Raw genomic sequence first — 18,150 nt, forward strand, 5'->3', positions numbered from 1 at the left:
CGTGCGCTGGACCGGCCCGGCTCCGATCGCCAGCTGCATGAAAACGGCACAAATTCTCGCGGCTTGCCCTTTCATCGCCAATGCCTTCCAGGACCAGCCCCCCGCAGGTTGGACGATAGGAATTCAAACTTAGGGATGAGTTAGAGGAGGCAGCCCGCTGGGTTGACGACGGCAACCCGCCACTTCGCTCGTCGAGAAAAATTCCTCGCCTAAGTCACAGCTAAATTTTGCAAGCTAGCGTACCCATCATTTCCGATATGAGTACACTCAATTCGCTTGAAATGTTCAAGATCGGAGAATCACCGAGGTTTATAGCCGAGGGCCAATGACCCATACGACAAGAGATACTACCATATTTTCTCTGAACAAAGTTCCAGAGGTCACGATAATATTCTGGGCAATAAAGATATTGTCCACCACGGTCGGCGAAACGGCCGCTGATCTCCTGTCGATCCGGCTCGATCTCGGGCTCACGCTCACGTCCTACGTGATGAGCGCGGTGTTTCTCGTGGCTCTGTTCTTCCAATTGAGGGCTCCGCGCTACAACGCCCTGCTCTATTGGGTGACCGTCGTGCTGATCAGTATCGTCGGTACGCTGATTTCGGACAATCTCGTCGACGGCATGGGTGTCAGCCTCGTCACCACCTCCCTGGCCTTCGGCCTCATTCTCGCAGGGGTCTTCGCGGCGTGGTACGCCCGGGAACGAACGCTGTCGATCCACAGTATCGTCACGCGTCGGCGCGAGCTCTTCTATTGGGCTGCGATCCTCTTCACCTTCGCCATGGGCACCTCGGTCGGCGATCTCCTGTCCGAGAGCCTGGATCTGGGCTACGATCAGGCTCTCCTGGTGTTTGCGGCCATGATCCTCGTGGTTGCCTTGCTCCACTATGCCGCTGGAATGAACGCGATCCTGTCCTTCTGGCTCGCCTATATCCTGACACGCCCGCTGGGCGCGTCCCTTGGCGATCTTCTCGCCAAACCCGTGCTGGCGGGGGGTCTTGGCTGGGGCACCGTGACGACCAGCATCGTCTTCTTCGTCGTCATTCTGCTTGCCGTTGCCTATCTGGCGATCCGCAAGCCCGACGAGATAACGCCGAACCGCGCAGAAACCTGACAGACGCCCGAGGTTGATTGACCCGCACCGCTTCAACCGTGGACGCACGCGCGTCCGTTCCCCTCCGGTGCTCCCCAAACGACAGGACTGTATCCATGTTCAATAAAGCCCTCAGGATCGCCCTCATGAGCGCCATCGCCGGACTGGCGGCTACCGGCATTGCGCGGGCAGACTGCGAGAGCGACATGAACCAGCTCGAGAAGGCTCTCCAAACGCCAAACCTGCCGGCAACGGCCAAGGCTGCGCTGGAGGAAGCCAGGGTCAAATCGGTCGCTGCGCTGAAGAAGGATGACGACGCCGCCTGCCACAAGGCGATCGAGGCCGGCCTGAAGAAAGCAGGCATCCCCATGCAGTAGTCCGGCGGTGCCGGCATTGCCGTTCGCCTCCCCCTTCCACTTGTATCCTTGCCGGTGAACGCGACGAACCGCTGGAGCCGCACGCCGCCGCCGTGGTCTCGAAGGCGGCGGCCCCGTGGGGCTGCCGTCGTGAGGGCCCCGAAAGCGCTACGGTGGTTCGTCCCACAGGAAGGGATGATCCGGCGGCAAGCGCGCGTCGCTGGTCCGGTCCCACCAGTTCGTGGGTTTTCTCCCATTGCACCAGTAGGAGTCGTAGATCGTATCCGCCTGCCACCCCCAAAGCTGGTCGAGGCCGAGCCGATCCAGCGGATACATGATGTTGCGCACGGCGGCCGAGGCCGTGTTCGATTGTTGATGCGCGAGGCGACAGGCATGGCCGATCTCGTGTATCAACATGGTATCCGGTAGATCCTGCACGGGCCGCGGGTCGGCAATCACCCAGGGCAACCACTCGGGGCGAAGTACGGTGTAGCCGTTGGGGCCTCCGTCGTTCCGTGCAAAAACGATGACCAGCCGCGATTCTTCCGCAAGGGTGCCAAGGCTGCTCCGCAGCGCCTTGAGCTGGTCGATGGGCGGTTCGCCTTCGATCGGAATGCTCATCGCCCCGGAAAAACTCCGAAGGCCTTGCGCGGTGGCACCCGTCTCGTCGATCAGGGTGTCGGCGATCTCGCCGAGGAAGTCGGCGACCCTTCCATTCGCTTTCACCAGTCGTGACAATTTCGGGCCGACTGCTTTCTCGAATTCCCGGTTCAGCTTTCCGCGTACCTGGGCATGCCATGCCGGACCGGGTCCCACGGGCTGCATGTCGAGCGACAGAGTGTATTTGCGCAGTACCGCATTGGCGGCTTTCAGCAGCGACCAGGAGTTCAACCAGCTGGAGGCGCTGCGCCAGACGTCTTGCGTCCAGTAAACCTGCACGCGCACGGCCTTGCCGCCGAACCGGTGATATTGCTCCGGGGCAGTGTCGATATCGTTGGCAGGGTCTTTATTGAAGTTGAGGAAGTCGGTCATGGAGATTGGCCCTCGCAGACCTTTGGCTACGCGTCGCAAGTGCCGCCCCGTCCATGCGCAGCGTTGCGCCGGGGTCTAAAGCGCTGGCAGCGGAACCTCAGTCACGATGCCGTTTAGACCATGAACTTCCGGCCGGCGCTTCCTCTGAAATGGGGACGTCCTCGGCATCTGGCCCGCAAAGCCCCTTGCCGGCGCATGCGTCAGCGCGCCCACCCGTTTCAGAACTGGAGCAGTGCGCGAAACATGCTGCGTCCGAAATGGGCCTCGAACGCGAACAGCGCGTAGCACTCCGCGATGCGAGGCCGCCGTTGCGGCGGCAACCGAGCCAGGGAGGCATCGCTCGAGGAATTCCCCGGCGGATCGTCGATGCAATCGGGGTCGCCATCCGGCCGCCCGACGAAATGCCCGAGTTCGTGGATGAGCGTGCCGATCTGCAGGTCGCTCGACGCAAAGAAATAGAGCGGCAGCAGCACCACCGCATCCGCCCGCAGCGTGGCGGACGTGCCATCCGTCCGGTCGAGCTTCACGGTCTGGCCACGCTCGGCGATGCCGTTCGACAGCGATAGCGCCAGCGTGCGCGATTGCGCCATCTCGTCATAGGGGATCGTGAACGGGAACTTGATGAAAATCTGCTCCGGGATCACGGTAGCGAGCGAGAGCGTGCGATCGATGGCGCGAAAGGTGCGCTCGATCAGCGCGAAGTCCGGCGGAGGCGGATCGCTGAGCAGGACCGCGAAATGCTTGCGCACCAGTGTCTGGGCCGGGGATTCGATCGTGCCCATCGTTCTCGCCATGGTCAGGGTGCGCAGCGCGCTCTTCACGCAGCTTTGCGAGATGGGCAGGATATCGTTGAAAACCCGCTCCATCATCTCATCCGTGACGTTGAAGGTCGGTGCGGACGGCGCAGGCGGCGCGGCCTGCCCGACACCGCTTCGGGGCGCGAAGGAACTCGAAGATCCGCTCGTTATCGGGGACGATGCGCCCAGGACGCGATTGAGCGCCTGAATTGTCGGCCCGTTCGGGTCAATGCGAAAATCGACGAAACTGATGTTCTGCTTCTGGAACCTGCCGATTGCCGTGCGCGTCAACGGGCCGAACAAGCCATCCGTGGCCAGGCGCAGCGTGGGCCCGCCCTGGCTGGTGTCGACCGCGTTCAGCGCCTGCTGGATGGTGAGAACGTCATTGCGGAGATTGACCCCGCCCTGCCCGACGGAACGGCCTACCGCGACGGGCAAGGCCACCTGACCGCCTGGCGCGACGCGGGGAGCCGTCGCGCGGCAGCTCTGATCGAAACAATAGCAACGCAGGCGCCCCATCGGCCATCCCTCCAAGGCGAAGCCGGCTCCCTACTCCAGTCGAGCCGCACCGGCGCTGCCAGCCTTCACGAATTCGCGTGCAGATCCATGTTGACCGTGCAGGCCCAAGAAAACAAGCCGGCAAGTTTGTGGCCCGCGGCCTTGGCGTGCCGGCACGCCTCATTCCCCACCCAGGCCGGCGTAATTCTCACCTATGGCCCGCAGGCCGCGGCTGAGATTGGTTCTCCACTTCCTGCCATTGGCAACCGCCTCCTCGATCAGGTCCCCGAATGCCTCCGGCTCGTTGTAAGAGAAGTAGCCGAACAACTGCTTGGCCTGCTTGAGATCCTTGGTTTTCTTGAGGGGCGAGCGCTGGGGGTCCTGGGAGATGATGAGTTTGTGGATGCAGTAGCGCATCGGCTGCGGCACGCGGACCCGCACTCCGTCACCATGCAGGATCATGCCGGGTACCGCCTGGCGAAGGAGGAAGGCCATATACTGCATGGCGACCGCCGATGCTCCGATGTTGGGCACCGGGATGGCCTGTCCGTCGTCTCGGCTTCGCACGGGCGTCAGCAATTCGACTTCAAGGCCGGATTGCGCACGAAAGCGACGCGGCAGGTCGCGCGCGTCCAGGGTCGGTAACGGACTGAAGGTCTTGTCGGCCCGCTGGATGACGTCCAGGATACTTGCATCGCCGCGCGTATCGGCGATTGAGGCGACCGCCAGGTCGGCATCCTGCGTCATCATCAGGCTATCGTCGAACTTGAATCCCAGCATGGCCGTGTATGTCCCGAAGGCCATCGTGCCGATCAGGACCAGCCCGCTATTGAAGAAACCGGCGCGCGATAGGGCCTCCATGAGAACGCCGATATTGCGGGACGGGCCCGGAACACCCGCGGTCTTGATCATGCTGACTTGCTTCCGACGCAGGCGCGACTGCTCCGAGGCGGCCAGGATCTGGACGACCTGGCTCTGGACCGCATTGTCCTGGGCCGGGCCCAGATAACGCTGGATGCGGTTATTGCCGTGGCGCTCGACCGAATAGACGTAGGCTATGCCATTGACGATGCGCGTGGCGATGGAACCGGGCAAAGGGGTGTCGGCGTCCAGCTTTTGATCGAGGTCCGCAATCAGGGTCTGGACGGTGAGAGGGAGTTCATTCGACATGCCGGTCTTATATACAGATTTTACTATTCTGTATATAAGACCCGTGGTCGCCCTTCACCGTGGGATGATGGATCAGCCTTGCCCCCCGCACATCCATGCGCAGGCTCGAGACCCACGCTACGCCCGTGCCAAAACGCAGTGACGGGCCGTCGATCATGCGGACTGCGAGGGGCCTCGGAAGGTACGGCGGCCACCGGCCTTCGCCGCATAGAGCGATCGGTCGGCCCTGGTGAATGCACCCGCGGGTGTTTCCCCGTCTATGAAGGCATAGCCGATCGAGGCGCCGACCTTGAAGATGCGGCCCGAGCAGTTCATCGAGATCTCCGCCACGTCGAGCATGCGCCGGGCCATGTCTTCGATGCTTTTTTGGCTGACGGCCGGACCGAAGAGCACGGCGAACTCGTCGCCGCCGATACGGGCAATGAGGTCGGCGCAATCGCACTGGGCCGAAAGTCGGCGGCCGACCTCAACCAGGCACTCGTCTCCGACATCATGTCCGAAAGTATCGTTGACCTCCTTGAAGCCATCGAGATCGATGAGCATGAGGGCACCTCCCGCGCCTCCGGCCTCACACAGTTCGGTGAGCCGGGCCTGGAACTGGGTGCGGTTGGCGAGTCCCGTCATGCCGTCGTGCTCGGCGAGATGCCGCATGCGCTTGAGCAGTTCCTTCTCCTCGGTGACATCCTGCTTGATGCCGAACAGGCGGATCGCCTCCCCGTTCCGGCGCTCGACGGTGGCAGTTATCCTGATCCAGCGCTTCGCGGTGTCCGGCGTTCGAATCTCGGCATCGAACCCGAAGCCTGACCCTGCTTCGATGGCATTGCCGCGAACTTTCTTCAGATGAGCGAGCGATTCTTCTGAGTAGCTCCTCAAGATATCGTTGCGCACGATGCCGCTGCCCCGCGGAAGACCAAACAGGTCATAGGTTCCATTGCTCCAGGTCAATCGTTCGCTGGGCAAGTCGCACTGCCAGATGCCCATCCGCGCCGCCACGGAGGCTCTCTCGAAAATCTCGGCATTTGCGACCGCGGACCTGCGCATGAGGCCGGACTGATGCTCGATCTTCCGACGCAATTGCCAAACGGCACGAACATTGAACGGGCGTATCAGAACCGAACGCAAGCGATGCAGGAGAGGATAGAGCGTGGATTCGGGTGGGTGGGCGCGGTCGCGACCGAACCGAAGTGAGCCGGCTTCCGAGTCGCCCACCGGGTCCCCAGCACTGTCTTCCGCAATCCCGTACAACTCTTTCTCCAAAAGGTTCCGCCGACTGGGCCCTTGTTCACACCGAAGCGCCGATTGCATCGTCAGAGACATTGGCCAGAAACGACCGAAGTCAGACCCATTCGTATACGCCGTTTTCCGTGCCTCCGGCCACGGCCCGGAAAATGAAGCTGACCCTGCCAGGATTTCTGCTTCATCTTTATCCCAAGCGCCAGAGGTAAACTAGAATTCGCTTGATCGAAAGCACTCTGGCCTGGTGTTGGCGATGCCGACGCCCAGAGATGGGACGGACCGCTGCTCTGCCATGCATCAGCGATCCGAATGCAACGCCGCCTTCAACGCTTTTATGAAATCGGCATAGAAGCCTCGGCTGGCATGCGATTCATGCGTGAGGAAGCCGAGTTCGACCGAAAGGCGGGGCACCGTCCGGCGCAGGTGGAAGCCTTCGCACAGCATACTGCGGGCTGTGAGTTCGTCCACGATGGTCGCCCCGTTCCCCGCCGCCGCGATAGCGCAGGCCAGGAAGTAGGTCTGCACTTCGATCGGCGGATTGAACACACGGCCTGCCGTCTCGAGGCTCTCGGCGATGAGGGCCCCGATCTTGTCGCTTGGCGAAACGCCGACTAGGTCCAGCCCGTCAATGTCGGCGAGGGCGATGTCCGGGCCGGGCTTGGGGCCAAAATAGACGAGATCGACCTCGCCCAGCACCTCCATGCGCAACCCAGGATGCTCGCCGGGAAACAGCGTCACCGCGAAGTCGAGCCGCCGCGCCCGCAGGGCGGTGACAAGCGCATCGATATGGTCGGTTTCCAGTTCGCAGGTCACCGACGGGTAGCTGCGGCGAAAGCAGTTGATCGCCCGCGGCATGATCGAGAGGCCGAGGCTGGGCAGGCAGCCGATGTGAAGCCGGCCTTCCGGGAAACGGCGCAGATTGGCCGAGAGCATCTTGAGCTGCTCCAGCCCCTTATGGAGCTTGGCGACTTCCACATGGAGCGCCTCGGCCTCGGCTGTGGGCAGGAGCCGCCCCTTCACCCTTTCGAACAGCTTGAAGCCGAGGGAACTCTCCGCATGCTGGAGCACCTTGCTCGCCGCCGGCTGCGAGACGCCGAGCAAGGCGGCGGCTTTGCTGATCGATCCCGTCTGCTTGATCGCATGAAACACTTCGATGTGGCGAAGCCGCATGCCGGACTCCCTGCTGAGATGGACCAGCATAACCTCAGGTTATAGATGCCGTCGATAATGCGTTTTGACCGGACCTAGCGTTTGCGTTGAAATTCCGGATCATGACCCGGGAACAGGCAGCTCGCGCGCGAACTGGCCGCGATAATTCCGGGCAGTCACCATCACCGCCACCGCGGAACCAGAAGAGAACCCGCCCATGTCCACAACCTTTGCTTCTGCGCCTTTCCTCAGGAGCGCCATCGCCGGCGCCCTTTTGTTGTCGACTGCGCTCCTGGCGACGGCGCACGCTGCCGATTTCCGGCTCGGCGTGCGGGCCGATGCGCTGACCATCGATCCGATCGCCTCGAGCGACAATCCTTCGATCTGGCTGGAGCTGCAGCTCTATGACCAACTCGTGCGCCCGAGCAAGGACGGCACCAAGCTTGAGCCGGCGATCGCCGAATCCTGGACGATCTCGCCCGATGGCAAGGCGTTCACCTTCAAGCTGCGGCCGGACGCCAAATTCTCCGACGGCCAGCCGGTCACGGCCGCCGACGTCGCCTTCTCGCTCCAGCGCGCCTCTGGCGAGAAGTCGGAATGGGCCCGCTTCTTCAAGCCGATCACCAGCTATCAGGTGGTCGATGACCACACCATCGTGATGAAGCTCGACAAACCCTTCACGCCGATCCTCAACAATCTTGCCTTGTTCAGCGCCTCGATCCTGCCGGCCAAGCTGGTCCAGGAACAGGGGGACAAATTCTTCGAGCATCCCATCGGCTCCGGTCCCTTTGCTCTGAAGAGCTGGACCCGTGGCCAGGGCGAAGAATTGGTGAAAAATCCCAACTACTGGGAGAAGGGCAAGCCCGGCGTCGACAATGTCACCATCGAGATCGTGCCGGAGGACAATTCCCGGGTCCTGAAGCTCAAGGCCGGCGAGCTCGATGCCATCACCGATGTTCCCTACAATCAGGCCGAAAGCCTCAAGACGGATGCCAACGTCGACATCCACGCCGCACCGGTGTTTCGGATCGACTTGGTGCAGCTGAACACCACGAAGAAGCCGTTCGACAATGAACCGGTCCGCCAGGCGCTGAACTATGCCCTGGACAAGGAAGCCATCGTCAAGGGCATCCTGCGTGGCAACGCCAAGCCCGCGACGTCCTCGATCCCGGTCATGGCCTATCACAACGACGAGTTGAAACCCTATCCCCTCGATCTTGCCAAGGCCAAGGAGTTGCTCGCCAAGGGCGGTGTGCCCGCCGGCTTCAAGACCAGCATGCTGGTGTCGGCCGGCGACGTCACCGCGCGCCAGGTTGCCAGCGCCATCCAGGCTTCGCTCAGGAAGGTCGGCGTCGAAGTCGCCCTGCAGACCATCGAGGACAGCTCGCAGTTCAGCACCACCAAGAGCGGCAACTACGAGATGTCGCTGAGCTATGCGACCAGCGACACCATCGATCCCGACCAGCTCGTCGGCTTCACAGCGGTCAATCCCGAGCGTGCCAATGCCTTCCACACGCAATGGAAGAATGAGCGGGTCAACCAGCTCTATGTCGACGAACGCCAGACCGCGGACGGTCCCGAACGGGGCAAGCAGTTCCAGGAGATCGAGGCGATCGTGCATGAAGAGGCGCCGTTCATATTCCTCTACACGCCCAATTCTCCCTACGCGAACCGCAAGAACGTCAGTGGCTTCGAGGTGTTGCCTACAGCGAATTATTCACTCAAGGACGTGGTGGTGAAATAGTGGGCGGGGGGCGCGACGGCCCGCCATGATCGGCGGGCCGGCACTCAGAACGTTGCAATGAATATCCTGTTCTTCAGCATCTCGCGGCTGGTGCAGTTGGTTCCCGTTCTCCTGGGCATCACCATCGTCGCCTTCCTGTTGCTGCGCGTGATGCCGGGGGATCCGGCGACGCTCATGCTCGGCAGCCGCGGCACGCCCGAGGACATCGCGGCCTTGACGAGCCAACTGGGTCTCGACCGGCCGCTCTGGCTGCAATATCTATCCTTCCTCGGCGACATCGCCAGCGGCAGCTTCGGGCGCTCGCTTGCCTACAAGGCCGAGATCGGCCCGCTCCTGGTCGCGAGATTGTGGCCGACGCTGGCTCTCGTCGGGCTGAGCACGGTGATCGCCGTCTTCATGACGGTCCCGCTCGCCATGTACACCGCCGTGCGCCGCAACGGCGTGGTCGACCATGCGGTCAAGTTCTTCTTCGTCACCGCGATGGCGATGCCGCCCTTCTGGCTCGGCGTGCTTCTGGTGCTGCTCCTGGCGATTGCCTTCCCGGTCTTTCCGGTGTCCGGCTACGGTCAGGACTGGCTCGACAAGCTGCATCATCTGGCCCTGCCGGCCTTCATCATCGCGCTCGGCACTGCTGCGCTGACGATCCGCTCCCTGCGCAGTTCCATCATCGCCGTACTCGGCGCCGACTATGTCGACACGGCCCGCGCCAAGGGCCTGCCGGAGCAGTCGGTGCTCTGGCGCCACGTCTTCCGCAACTCGCTGACCTCGACGATCTCGGTGCTGGCGGTTCATACCAGCTGGGTCATCGGCGGCACGGTGGTGATCGAAACCGTGTTCGGCATTCCCGGCCTCGGTTCGCTGCTGGTCGCTTCCATCAGCGCCCGAGACTACCCGATGGTCCAGGGGCTGACGGTCACCTTCGCGGTGCTGGTCGTCATCATCAATCTTCTTGCCGACATCGCCTATTCGATCGTCGACCCCAGGGTGAGCCTGTCATGAGGTTGTTCAGCCGGGAGACGATGCTGCGCTTCAAGCAGAACCGCAATCTGCAGGCCGGTCTCTTCCTGCTGGCCGTGATCGTGCTGATGAGCCTCGTCGGTCCTTCGCTCGTTCCCTACGATCCCGAGGAACTCGATTTCGGCAATCCCCTGCTGGCGCCGAGCCTGCAGCACCCGTTCGGTACCGACGATCTCGGCCGCGACGTTCTTGCCCGCGTCGTGGCGGCGGGGCAGGTCGACATGCAGGTGGTGGCGATCTGCGTCCTCCTGCCTTTCCTGATCGGCAGCACGATCGGCCTCGTCTCAGGCTATTTCGGCGGCTGGATCGATCTCCTGATCATGCGCTTCGTCGACATTCTGTGGGCCTTTCCGTTCTACGTGCTGGTGATCAGCATCGTCGGGGCACTTGGGCCGAGCACCACCAACATCTACCTGGCCTTCTCGCTGGTGGTCTGGATCTCCTTCGCCAGGATCGTGCGCGGCGAAGTCCTGCTGGCGCGACGGCTCGAATATACGCAGGCCGTCTCGGTGCTTGGCTACGGCCATATCCGCATCATGCTGCGCCATATCCTGCCCAACGTGATCACCCCCGCCATCGTCTTCATGATGGCCGACGTGGTCCTTACCATTCTCGGGGTCACCTCGCTCGGCTTCCTCGGCCTCGGCATCCAGCCCCCCACGCCGGAATGGGGCGTGATGATCGCCGACGGGCGCAACTTCATCCAGGACGGCTGGTGGATCTCCCTGTTTCCGGGCCTCGCCATCGTGCTGGTCGGAGTGACCTTCACGCTGATCGGCGATGGCCTCGACGATCTGTTGAGGCCGAAGCCATGAACGGCCCGGCGAACACGCTGGCGGTCGAGCAACTGCGCGTCTCCTTCGGCAAGGCGCCCAATGCCGTGACGGTGGTCGATGGCGTCAGCTTCGAGATCCGGCGCGGCGAGGTCTTCGGCCTCGTGGGCGAGTCCGGCAGCGGCAAGAGCGTGACCTGCCGCTCGCTCATCCAGCTCTTCGGCGGCGCCAGACCCTCGGCGATGACGGGTACGATCTCCTTTGAGGGGCGCAACCTCGCCGCCCTCCAGCCCAGGGATCTCGTGGATATCCGCGGCAGCCAGATTGCCATGATCTTCCAGGACCCGATGACGGCCCTCAATCCCACCATGAAGGTGGGTCGTCAGATCGAGGAGGGCCTGCGCCAGCATGAGAGGCTCAGTGCAGGACAGGCGCGGGCAAAGGCAATCGCGCTCTTGAAATCGGTCGGCGTGACGGCACCGGAGCGGCGCCTCGACAGCTATCCGCATGCCTTCAGTGGCGGCATGCGCCAGCGCGTGCTCATCGCCATCGCGCTGGCCTGCCGTCCCAGGCTGCTGATCGCCGACGAGCCGACGACGGCGCTCGATGTCACCGTGCAGGACCAGATCCTCAAGCTGATCCTGAAATTGCGCGCCGAGATCGGCATGGCGGTGCTGCTGGTCACGCACGATCTCGGGGTGGTGGCGCAGACCTGCGATCGGGTTGCGGTGATGTATGCCGGACGTATCGTGGAACTTGCGACGACCGAGCAGCTCTTCGCCAAGCCGTCCCATCCCTACACGCGCGCCCTGCTCAACGCCCTGCCCGCGCATGGTGGCCGCAGCGGGCGCCTGCAGCCGATCGGGGGTGCGCCGCCGAGCCTGGCCTCGCCGCCATCGGGTTGCCGCTTCCATCCGCGCTGCTCCCTGGCGATCGCGGCCTGCGGGCAGCGCCAGCCGCCCCTGGTGGCCGTCGACGAGGGTCATGCCGCTGCATGCATCCGGATCGGGGAGACGGCATGATGCAATCGCTGCTGTCGGTCAGCCGCCTTTCGAAGACCTTCCCGATGGGCCGCAACCTGCGCGATGTCATCACGCGCTCGCCCCGGCAGCATCTGCGCGCCCTGCGCGACGTGTCGCTGACCGTGCAGCCCGGCGAAGTGTTGGGGGTCGTCGGCGAGTCGGGATGCGGCAAGAGTACGCTCGGACGCTGCATCGCCGGGCTGGAGAAGCCAGAGCACGGCGACATTCTCTGGCAGGGGGCGCCAATCTCGGGCGTCGAAGGCCGCAGGGCCCGCGCACGTCACATCCAGATGGTGTTCCAGGACCCCTATGCCTCGCTCAATCCGCGCATGACCCTTGGCCAGGCGCTTGAGGAAGCTCTCTACGTGCACGGGCTCGCCGGCAATGCGGCGCAGCGACGGGAACGCGTCGACGAACTCATGCTGATGGTCGGCCTGGCGCCGGCGCTGAAGGACAGGTTGCCTCATGCCATAAGCGGCGGTCAGCGCCAGCGCATCAGCATCGCCCGGGCTTTGGCCGTCGAGCCGCAATTGCTGATCGCGGACGAACCCGTCTCCGCGCTCGACGCGTCGGTGCAGGCGCAGATCATCAATCTCCTGGAAGACCTCAGGGCGAAGCTGAACATCGCCCTGATCTTCATCGCCCATGACCTCAATGTCGTGCGCCATATCAGCGACCGCGTCGCCGTGATGTATCTGGGCGAGATCGTCGAGACCGCCACCACGGAAATGCTGTTCACCAGGCCGCTGCATCCCTACACGCGCGGCCTCCTGGCTGCGATCCCGATACCCGATCCGAAACGGCGCACCAATGCGCCGAGCATCGAGGGCGAAATACCCGACCCCCTCAATCCGCCGGCCGGCTGCGGTTTTTCAACCCGTTGCCCTCATGTGATCGCGCCCTGCCGGGTCCGCCATCCCGACCTCTCCGACTTGGCTGGGCATGGGGTGCGCTGTCTCAACCCGGCAGCCTCGACAGCCTTTCCCTTTGCCGATCCCGGAACCGGATCGGCCCATCCAGCTACAGGAAATCAGTGATGTTCTTCCATAAGTCGAAGCCGGTCGAAGCAGCCGGCGAGGAGATCGTGCGGACGGCCCTGCAACGGTTCGCCTCCCACGGGCTCGCGGAGGACAAGTTCGCCTTCACGCTGTTGATCCACCCTGCCTCGGACGAGAAAGCCTATGGCGAGGGTGGAACCCTCCCGGCTGGCTACTCCTATCGCGGCGATGTCTTCTTCTATCCCTGCAGCGTGATCAAGGTCTTCTACCTCGTTGCGATGCAGGCTGCGATCGAGGCAGGAAGGGTCCCGGCGACGCCCGAGCTGGAGCGGGCCATGCACGACATGATCAAGTGGTCGAGCAATACCGCCACCAACTACATCATCGACAAGCTGACCGGGACGACCGGAGACACCGAACTGGGCGAAGAGGAGATGCGGCGCTGGATAGCGGCCCGAAACGGTATCAATGCCTATTTCCAGCAACTTGGCCTGCCCGAGTTCGACGGCATCAATGTCTGCCAGAAACTGATGGACGACGACCGTTACGGCCGTGAGAAGATCTTCGTCGAAGCCGGCGGCAACAATCACAACCGCCTCACCACGGAGGCTTCCGCGTCGATACTTGCCCGGATCATGGAGGGGGCGGTGGTTTCGGCCGAGCGCTCGCGCGTCATGGCGGATTTCCTGCATCGGCCGCGCGATGCCGCCTTCGTCCAGCGCCCGTCGTCCCAGGTTCGCAACTACATGGGAGCGGATCTGCCGGAAGGAGCCCGTCTGTGGTCCAAGGCCGGCTGGACCGGCTGGACGGGTGATCCGCTCGCAAGCTACCGACGCCATGACGCCATGCATGTGGCGCTCGCCGGCGGGAAGCGCTTCACCTGCGTCGCCTTCACCGAGGGCGAGCGGATCTCGGCGGACCTGACGATTCTGCCTTCCATCGGAAAGCACGCAGCCGAACTCGTGGCCGCTCTTTGACAGGGCGGCGCCGGTCGGCCCCAGCCGGCGGGAAGGCCTGTGATCCTTCCTGGATCACAGGATCGGGCTCATGGTGGCGCAGGCATTTTGGGCGATCCGGCGCACACCCGACCAGCGGCGGACGCTTGCTTCGTCAATCGGCACGGACTGGGCGATGTAGGTCAACTGCCGTGCTCGCACCTGCCCGGTGGTCGCCGGATCGCGCAGGAGCACGTCGTTCTCGAAATTGAGGTCGAAGCTTCGCACGTCCATGTTCGACGAGCCGAGGAACGTGACCTGGCCGTCGATGGTCAGCGTCTTGGCATGGAGCAGGCCACCCTCGAACTCATGGATCTTTGCGCCGGCCGCGAGGAGCCGCTTGTAGTGGCTCCGGCTAGCCAGGCCGACGAAACGGGAATCGTTGCGCCGCGGGAAGATCAGCGTCACGCCGACGCCGCTCGACGCGGCTCCGCACAGCGCGCTGACGACAGTCTCGTCCGGCACGAAATAGGGGGTTGAAATGATCAGTTCCCGCCGCGCCTGAGAGATGAGCCTGCTGAAGAGCTGGGCCGTCGTGCCGCGCTCGACAGTGGGGCCCGTGCCCACGACCTGCGCCGAAAAGCCGTCCCCGGGCCCCTTCTCGATCGCCGGAAAGTTCGACGCTTGGTCGTCGCGTTCGGTCAACCAGTTCTGCGCGAACAGCAACTGCATCTGCCCTACGACGGGACCTTCCAGGCGCAGCAGGATGTCGACCCAGGGTCCGAAGCCGGCCTTTGGAAGGAAAGCGGCATCGGCGCAGTTCTGACTGCCGCAATAGCAGATGCGGGCGTCGATGATGGTGATCTTGCGGTGATTGCGCAGGTCCACCCGGTTGGCGGTTAACAATGTCCCGGCGGTCGGCAGAGGCAAGGCGGCCACCAGTTCCACGCCGGCATCGCGCATGGCCTGCCAATATTGCGAGGCGATGAAGGCGCGTGAACCCAGTGCGTCCGCCATGATCCGGCAACGGACTCCCCGTTTCGCGGCCCGGATGACCGCCTGCGCCATGTTGATGCCCGTCTCGTCGTCGAGCCAGATGTAGTAGAGGATATGGACGTGATCGACGGCGCCGTCGATGTCGGTTAACAGGCGCTGCCTGGCCTCATCGCCTCCCGACATCAGTTCCGCGCTATTGCCCGAGACCGGCCGGAACCCGTTGATCGACGCCGCATAGGCAGAGGCCGTGCCCGGCTCCAAGGGAGCGATCCCCTCCTGTCGCCGTCCGATCGTTTCCCCGGCGCGACGATCACGCGCGAGGAAACGCCTGGACAAACGTACCTCGCCGAAGAAGAGGTATACGAACAATCCCGTAATCGGCAGGAGCAGCAGGAGGAGGACCCAGGCAACGCGCACGGTCGGTGCGGTGTCGTCGCGCAGCATGATACGCAGGACAAGGAGGCCGGTCGCCACCAGGTGCAGCACCAGGAAGGAGAATGCGATCATGCATGGCTCGCGAAGAAGGCAAGCAACACACTCTCTCGTGCATCAACAACCGATACGAATAAAATCGAGTCCGCCACCCTATACCGCCCCGGTTCGATTAAAACTTCAGCCATGCTTAAGCTCTTGAGTATAGCTCCTGTCGGCGGAGATCTCACAAGCCAAAAGCCTGCTATCGTAAACGGCCTTCGTGGCCACGCCGCCAGGCTGTGTCCATCCGCGTCGGCACCGCCCCGACGGATTGGCTCGCCCTGGGCGTTTCTGCCAAGATCGCGGTTGGCTTGCCGGCACATGTGCCACCCAACGCGTGAACTACGGTGTCCGGAAATTCCATTGGGAAATCGCCGGATGCCGGCTGAGAAAAAGTCACCAACGGCGTTCTTCCCTGATCCGATAAAAATAGATTGAAACGAGGAAACTATAAATGAGAGTTGATCGCGTTGTATTTCGATCGTTGCTACTGCCGCTAATTATATTTTCGTCGATCTGGGCGGTTGCCTTCGCTGCCGAAATCGTTCCCTTGGGAGAAAAGGTCAACCACCGCTTGTCCTTCATGAAGGACGTCGCCGGGTTCAAGGCGCGCAATCATCTGCCGATAGAGGACCTGGCACAGGAAGCCAAGGTCCTGGACAGCGCAAAGGCCGAGGCCGGGAAACTGGGTCTGGACCCTTCTACGGTGGAGCCGTTCGTCATCGCCCAGATCAAGGCCGCCAAGGCCATCGAATATCGCTACGAGGCGGATTGGCTTGCCCAGCCGGAGGCAGGGTGGCAACCGCGTCCGCTCGAGGAGGTGCGCCAGGAGATTGCCCAATTGAGCCGGGAAATCCTGCAGCAGCTCGCGCATGACCTGAAAAGCGGATCCTTCCGCCCGAATGACAGGGCCGACTTCTTCAAGGTCGTCGACGAGCCCAACCTGAAGGAGTCCGACAAGCAGCAATTGTTCGACGCGTTGCTGGCAGTGCGGATGGCAAGGTAGCTCATGCATCGTGAGCGCGCGCAGTCTCAGCGCAGGCCCGCCAACGGATAGGATATCTGGTTGAGCACGAGCATGGTCGATGTCTCGGCCACGGCCGGAATGCCCTGGAGCGCGTTGATGGTGAAATCGCGCAGCGCATCGGCGTCCCGGACCCAGACCCGCAGCAGGTAGTCGCTCCCCCCGGTCACCAGCAGGCATTCGGTGATCTCGGGCCTGTTGCGGATCGCTTCGAGGAACTGCTCGTGCCCGTCGGGACCGTATCGGGACAGCTTGACCGAGACGACCACGCAGAGATTGAGGCCGAGGGCGATGGGATTGATCTTGGCCGAGTAGCCCTCGATGACACCGGTGTCCTCGAGTTGCCGGATGCGGCGGCTGCAGGGGGTGGGCGACAGTCCGACCTTCTCCGCCACGTCGAGGTTCGACATGCGGCCGTCCTCGACCAGCTGCTTCAGGATCCGCCGGTCGATCGCGTCGAAACGCGATGGTGGCGAGTTTTTATCACTTTGCCCTGTTCCTTGGCGCATTTCCCTATGATCTCCGGCCAATGCGTCGAAAGATTGCACGCACTCGCCACTAACGCGAGTGATATCTTCCAGTGTCGCTGGAGATGAGAGATGGATATGACCTCGGCCTCTTCGAGTGCTGTCGCCCGACGGCCGTCCTTCGCCAAATGGATGGGAACGACGAACGACATCACGCGCACCTTCCTGGCGGCCGGCCGTATTCCCGGCCTGATCAACATGGCGGGCGGACTGCCCGAACCAGCGTCCTTTCCGGTCATGGAAATCTCGGCCATCGCGCGCGAGATGATCGAGGCTCATCCCCAGGACACGCTGGGCTACGGGCCTATCGAGGGCCTGCCCGAATTGCGGGATGCGCTCGCCGCGCGCTTCAGTTCGCCGGCGCTCCCCCTCATGAGGGCCAATATCCTGGTGACGTCCGGCGGCATGCAGGCCCTCGACCTTCTGGGCAAGGTGCTGCTGGAAGACGGTGGTCTCATCGCGGCCCAGTTTCCGACCTATCTGGGCGCGCTCGATGCCTGGCGGCCCCGCTCGCCCTCATTCCGCAAGATGATGGTGGAAGACGCAGGCTTCGACCCCGTGGCGGCGTTCGACGGTGCGCAATTCGCTTATACGGTGCCGAACTTTTCCAATCCGACGGGCAGGATGGTCAATGTCGACATGAGGCAGCGCCTGGTCGATGCGGCCCATCGCGGAGGGACCTGGCTGGTCGAGGACGATCCCTACGGCACCCTTCACTATGACGGCGCGCCGCTGCCGAGGTTGATCGAGCTATCGGCGCGTGCCTGCCCGGGCGAAGCCTATCAGGGCCCAGTCGTCTATCTCGGCACGCTGTCGAAGGAGATCGTGCCGGGCCTGCGTATCGGCTGGGTCGTCGCTGCGCCCGAGATGATCGAGGCGTTGACGCTCGCCAAGCAGGGATCCGACATGTGCACCAGCGGCGTCACGCAGCGCATCGCCCTTGCGGCGCTGGAGGCCGGCTTGATCGAGCGAATACAGCCGGCGATCCTCGATATTTATCGGCGGCGCCGCGACGCGCTCTGCACGGCGATGGCGACGCATCTGCGCGACTGGTTCGACTGGGAGGTGCCGACCGGCGGCATGTTCGTCTGGGCCAGCGTGCGTGATGCCACCATCGATACGGACCTGCTGCTGCCCCATGCCATGGCCGCGGGCGTCTGCGTCACGCCGAGCAGCGTCTTCGATGATTCGGGCGCGAACCGTTCGGCGATCCGCATCAACTTTACGCTCAACGACGCCGACAGGCTGAGCGAGGGCGTCAGGCGGCTGGCGACCGCGATGATGACGATGCAAGCCCGGAGGAGTTGAG

At 63.2% G+C, this 18,150-nt stretch carries 17 protein-coding genes; 10 read left to right on the plus strand and 7 right to left on the minus strand.

Annotated elements, in window-relative coordinates; genetic code table 11:
* The first annotated feature begins 325 nt into the window (after nucleotides 1-325).
* Nucleotides 326-1,114, plus strand: coding sequence for a COG4705 family protein (locus tag AC6H34_RS31575; RefSeq protein ID WP_497541624.1), 789 nt, complete (start codon nucleotides 326-328; stop codon nucleotides 1,112-1,114).
* 95 nt (nucleotides 1,115-1,209) lie between these two features.
* Nucleotides 1,210-1,470 (plus strand): hypothetical protein, encoded by a 261-nt coding sequence (locus tag AC6H34_RS31580; RefSeq protein ID WP_497541625.1) that lies wholly within the window; start codon nucleotides 1,210-1,212, stop codon nucleotides 1,468-1,470.
* A 147-nt stretch (nucleotides 1,471-1,617) separates the two neighbouring features.
* Here AC6H34_RS31580 and AC6H34_RS31585 read toward each other — a convergent pair whose 3' ends face one another.
* From AC6H34_RS31585 to AC6H34_RS31605, 5 genes are all read right to left on the minus strand, one after another.
* Entirely contained in the window at nucleotides 1,618-2,481 is an 864-nt protein-coding gene (locus tag AC6H34_RS31585) for a hypothetical protein (RefSeq protein ID WP_497541626.1), read from the minus strand.
* Nucleotides 2,482-2,699: 218 nt separating this feature from the next.
* Nucleotides 2,700-3,797 (minus strand): peptidoglycan-binding domain-containing protein, encoded by a 1,098-nt coding sequence (locus AC6H34_RS31590; RefSeq protein ID WP_497541627.1) that lies wholly within the window; start codon nucleotides 3,795-3,797, stop codon nucleotides 2,700-2,702.
* Between the two features lie 159 nt (nucleotides 3,798-3,956).
* The gene (locus AC6H34_RS31595; RefSeq protein ID WP_497541628.1) at nucleotides 3,957-4,946 is read right to left on the minus strand and encodes a GSU2403 family nucleotidyltransferase fold protein; all 990 of its coding nucleotides are present in this window, start codon (nucleotides 4,944-4,946) and stop codon (nucleotides 3,957-3,959) included.
* Between the two features lie 153 nt (nucleotides 4,947-5,099).
* The gene (locus AC6H34_RS31600) at nucleotides 5,100-5,987 is read right to left on the minus strand and encodes a diguanylate cyclase domain-containing protein (protein ID WP_497541629.1); all 888 of its coding nucleotides are present in this window, start codon (nucleotides 5,985-5,987) and stop codon (nucleotides 5,100-5,102) included.
* Between the two features lie 492 nt (nucleotides 5,988-6,479).
* The gene (locus AC6H34_RS31605) at nucleotides 6,480-7,352 is read right to left on the minus strand and encodes a LysR family transcriptional regulator (protein ID WP_497541630.1); all 873 of its coding nucleotides are present in this window, start codon (nucleotides 7,350-7,352) and stop codon (nucleotides 6,480-6,482) included.
* Between the two features lie 196 nt (nucleotides 7,353-7,548).
* On the opposite strand from AC6H34_RS31605, the gene AC6H34_RS31610 reads away from it, so the two are divergent.
* Genes AC6H34_RS31610 through AC6H34_RS31635 form a run of 6 tightly spaced genes read left to right on the plus strand, consistent with a single transcriptional unit; the run spans nucleotide 7,549 to nucleotide 13,862 of the window.
* Nucleotides 7,549-9,075 (plus strand): ABC transporter substrate-binding protein, encoded by a 1,527-nt coding sequence (locus AC6H34_RS31610; RefSeq protein WP_497541631.1) that lies wholly within the window; start codon nucleotides 7,549-7,551, stop codon nucleotides 9,073-9,075.
* Nucleotides 9,076-9,132: 57 nt separating this feature from the next.
* Entirely contained in the window at nucleotides 9,133-10,074 is a 942-nt protein-coding gene (locus tag AC6H34_RS31615; protein WP_497541632.1) for an ABC transporter permease, read from the plus strand.
* The gene (locus AC6H34_RS31620) at nucleotides 10,071-10,907 is read left to right on the plus strand and encodes an ABC transporter permease (RefSeq protein ID WP_497541633.1); all 837 of its coding nucleotides are present in this window, start codon (nucleotides 10,071-10,073) and stop codon (nucleotides 10,905-10,907) included. Before AC6H34_RS31615 ends, AC6H34_RS31620 begins: the two co-directional genes overlap by 4 nt.
* Entirely contained in the window at nucleotides 10,904-11,887 is a 984-nt protein-coding gene (locus AC6H34_RS31625; RefSeq protein ID WP_497541634.1) for an ABC transporter ATP-binding protein, read from the plus strand. The genes AC6H34_RS31620 and AC6H34_RS31625 overlap by 4 nt, the downstream gene beginning before the upstream one ends.
* Nucleotides 11,884-12,924, plus strand: a complete 1,041-nt coding sequence (locus AC6H34_RS31630; RefSeq protein ID WP_497541635.1) for an ABC transporter ATP-binding protein — start codon at nucleotides 11,884-11,886, stop codon at nucleotides 12,922-12,924. The genes AC6H34_RS31625 and AC6H34_RS31630 overlap by 4 nt, the downstream gene beginning before the upstream one ends.
* Nucleotides 12,924-13,862, plus strand: a complete 939-nt coding sequence (locus AC6H34_RS31635) for a serine hydrolase (protein WP_497541637.1) — start codon at nucleotides 12,924-12,926, stop codon at nucleotides 13,860-13,862. Before AC6H34_RS31630 ends, AC6H34_RS31635 begins: the two co-directional genes overlap by 1 nt.
* A 54-nt stretch (nucleotides 13,863-13,916) precedes the next feature.
* On the opposite strand, the gene cls is transcribed toward AC6H34_RS31635, so the two are convergent.
* On the minus strand, nucleotides 13,917-15,320 hold the full coding sequence (gene cls / locus AC6H34_RS31640) for a cardiolipin synthase (RefSeq protein WP_497541882.1): 1,404 nt from the start codon (nucleotides 15,318-15,320) through the stop codon (nucleotides 13,917-13,919).
* Between the two features lie 424 nt (nucleotides 15,321-15,744).
* On the opposite strand from cls, the gene AC6H34_RS31645 reads away from it, so the two are divergent.
* The gene (locus AC6H34_RS31645; protein ID WP_497541638.1) at nucleotides 15,745-16,296 is read left to right on the plus strand and encodes a chorismate mutase; all 552 of its coding nucleotides are present in this window, start codon (nucleotides 15,745-15,747) and stop codon (nucleotides 16,294-16,296) included.
* 26 nt (nucleotides 16,297-16,322) lie between these two features.
* On the opposite strand, the gene AC6H34_RS31650 is transcribed toward AC6H34_RS31645, so the two are convergent.
* The gene (locus AC6H34_RS31650; RefSeq protein ID WP_497541639.1) at nucleotides 16,323-16,823 is read right to left on the minus strand and encodes an Lrp/AsnC family transcriptional regulator; all 501 of its coding nucleotides are present in this window, start codon (nucleotides 16,821-16,823) and stop codon (nucleotides 16,323-16,325) included.
* A 90-nt stretch (nucleotides 16,824-16,913) separates the two neighbouring features.
* Here AC6H34_RS31650 and AC6H34_RS31655 point away from each other — a divergent pair, with 90 nt between their 5' ends.
* Nucleotides 16,914-18,149 carry an aminotransferase-like domain-containing protein gene (locus tag AC6H34_RS31655; protein ID WP_497541640.1) on the plus strand — a complete coding sequence of 412 codons (1,236 nt, stop codon included), beginning with the start codon at nucleotides 16,914-16,916 and terminating at the stop codon, nucleotides 18,147-18,149.
* Nucleotide 18,150: the final 1 nt, after the last annotated feature.

It is taken from the genome of Labrys sp. ALF-8 (assembly GCF_059699065.1).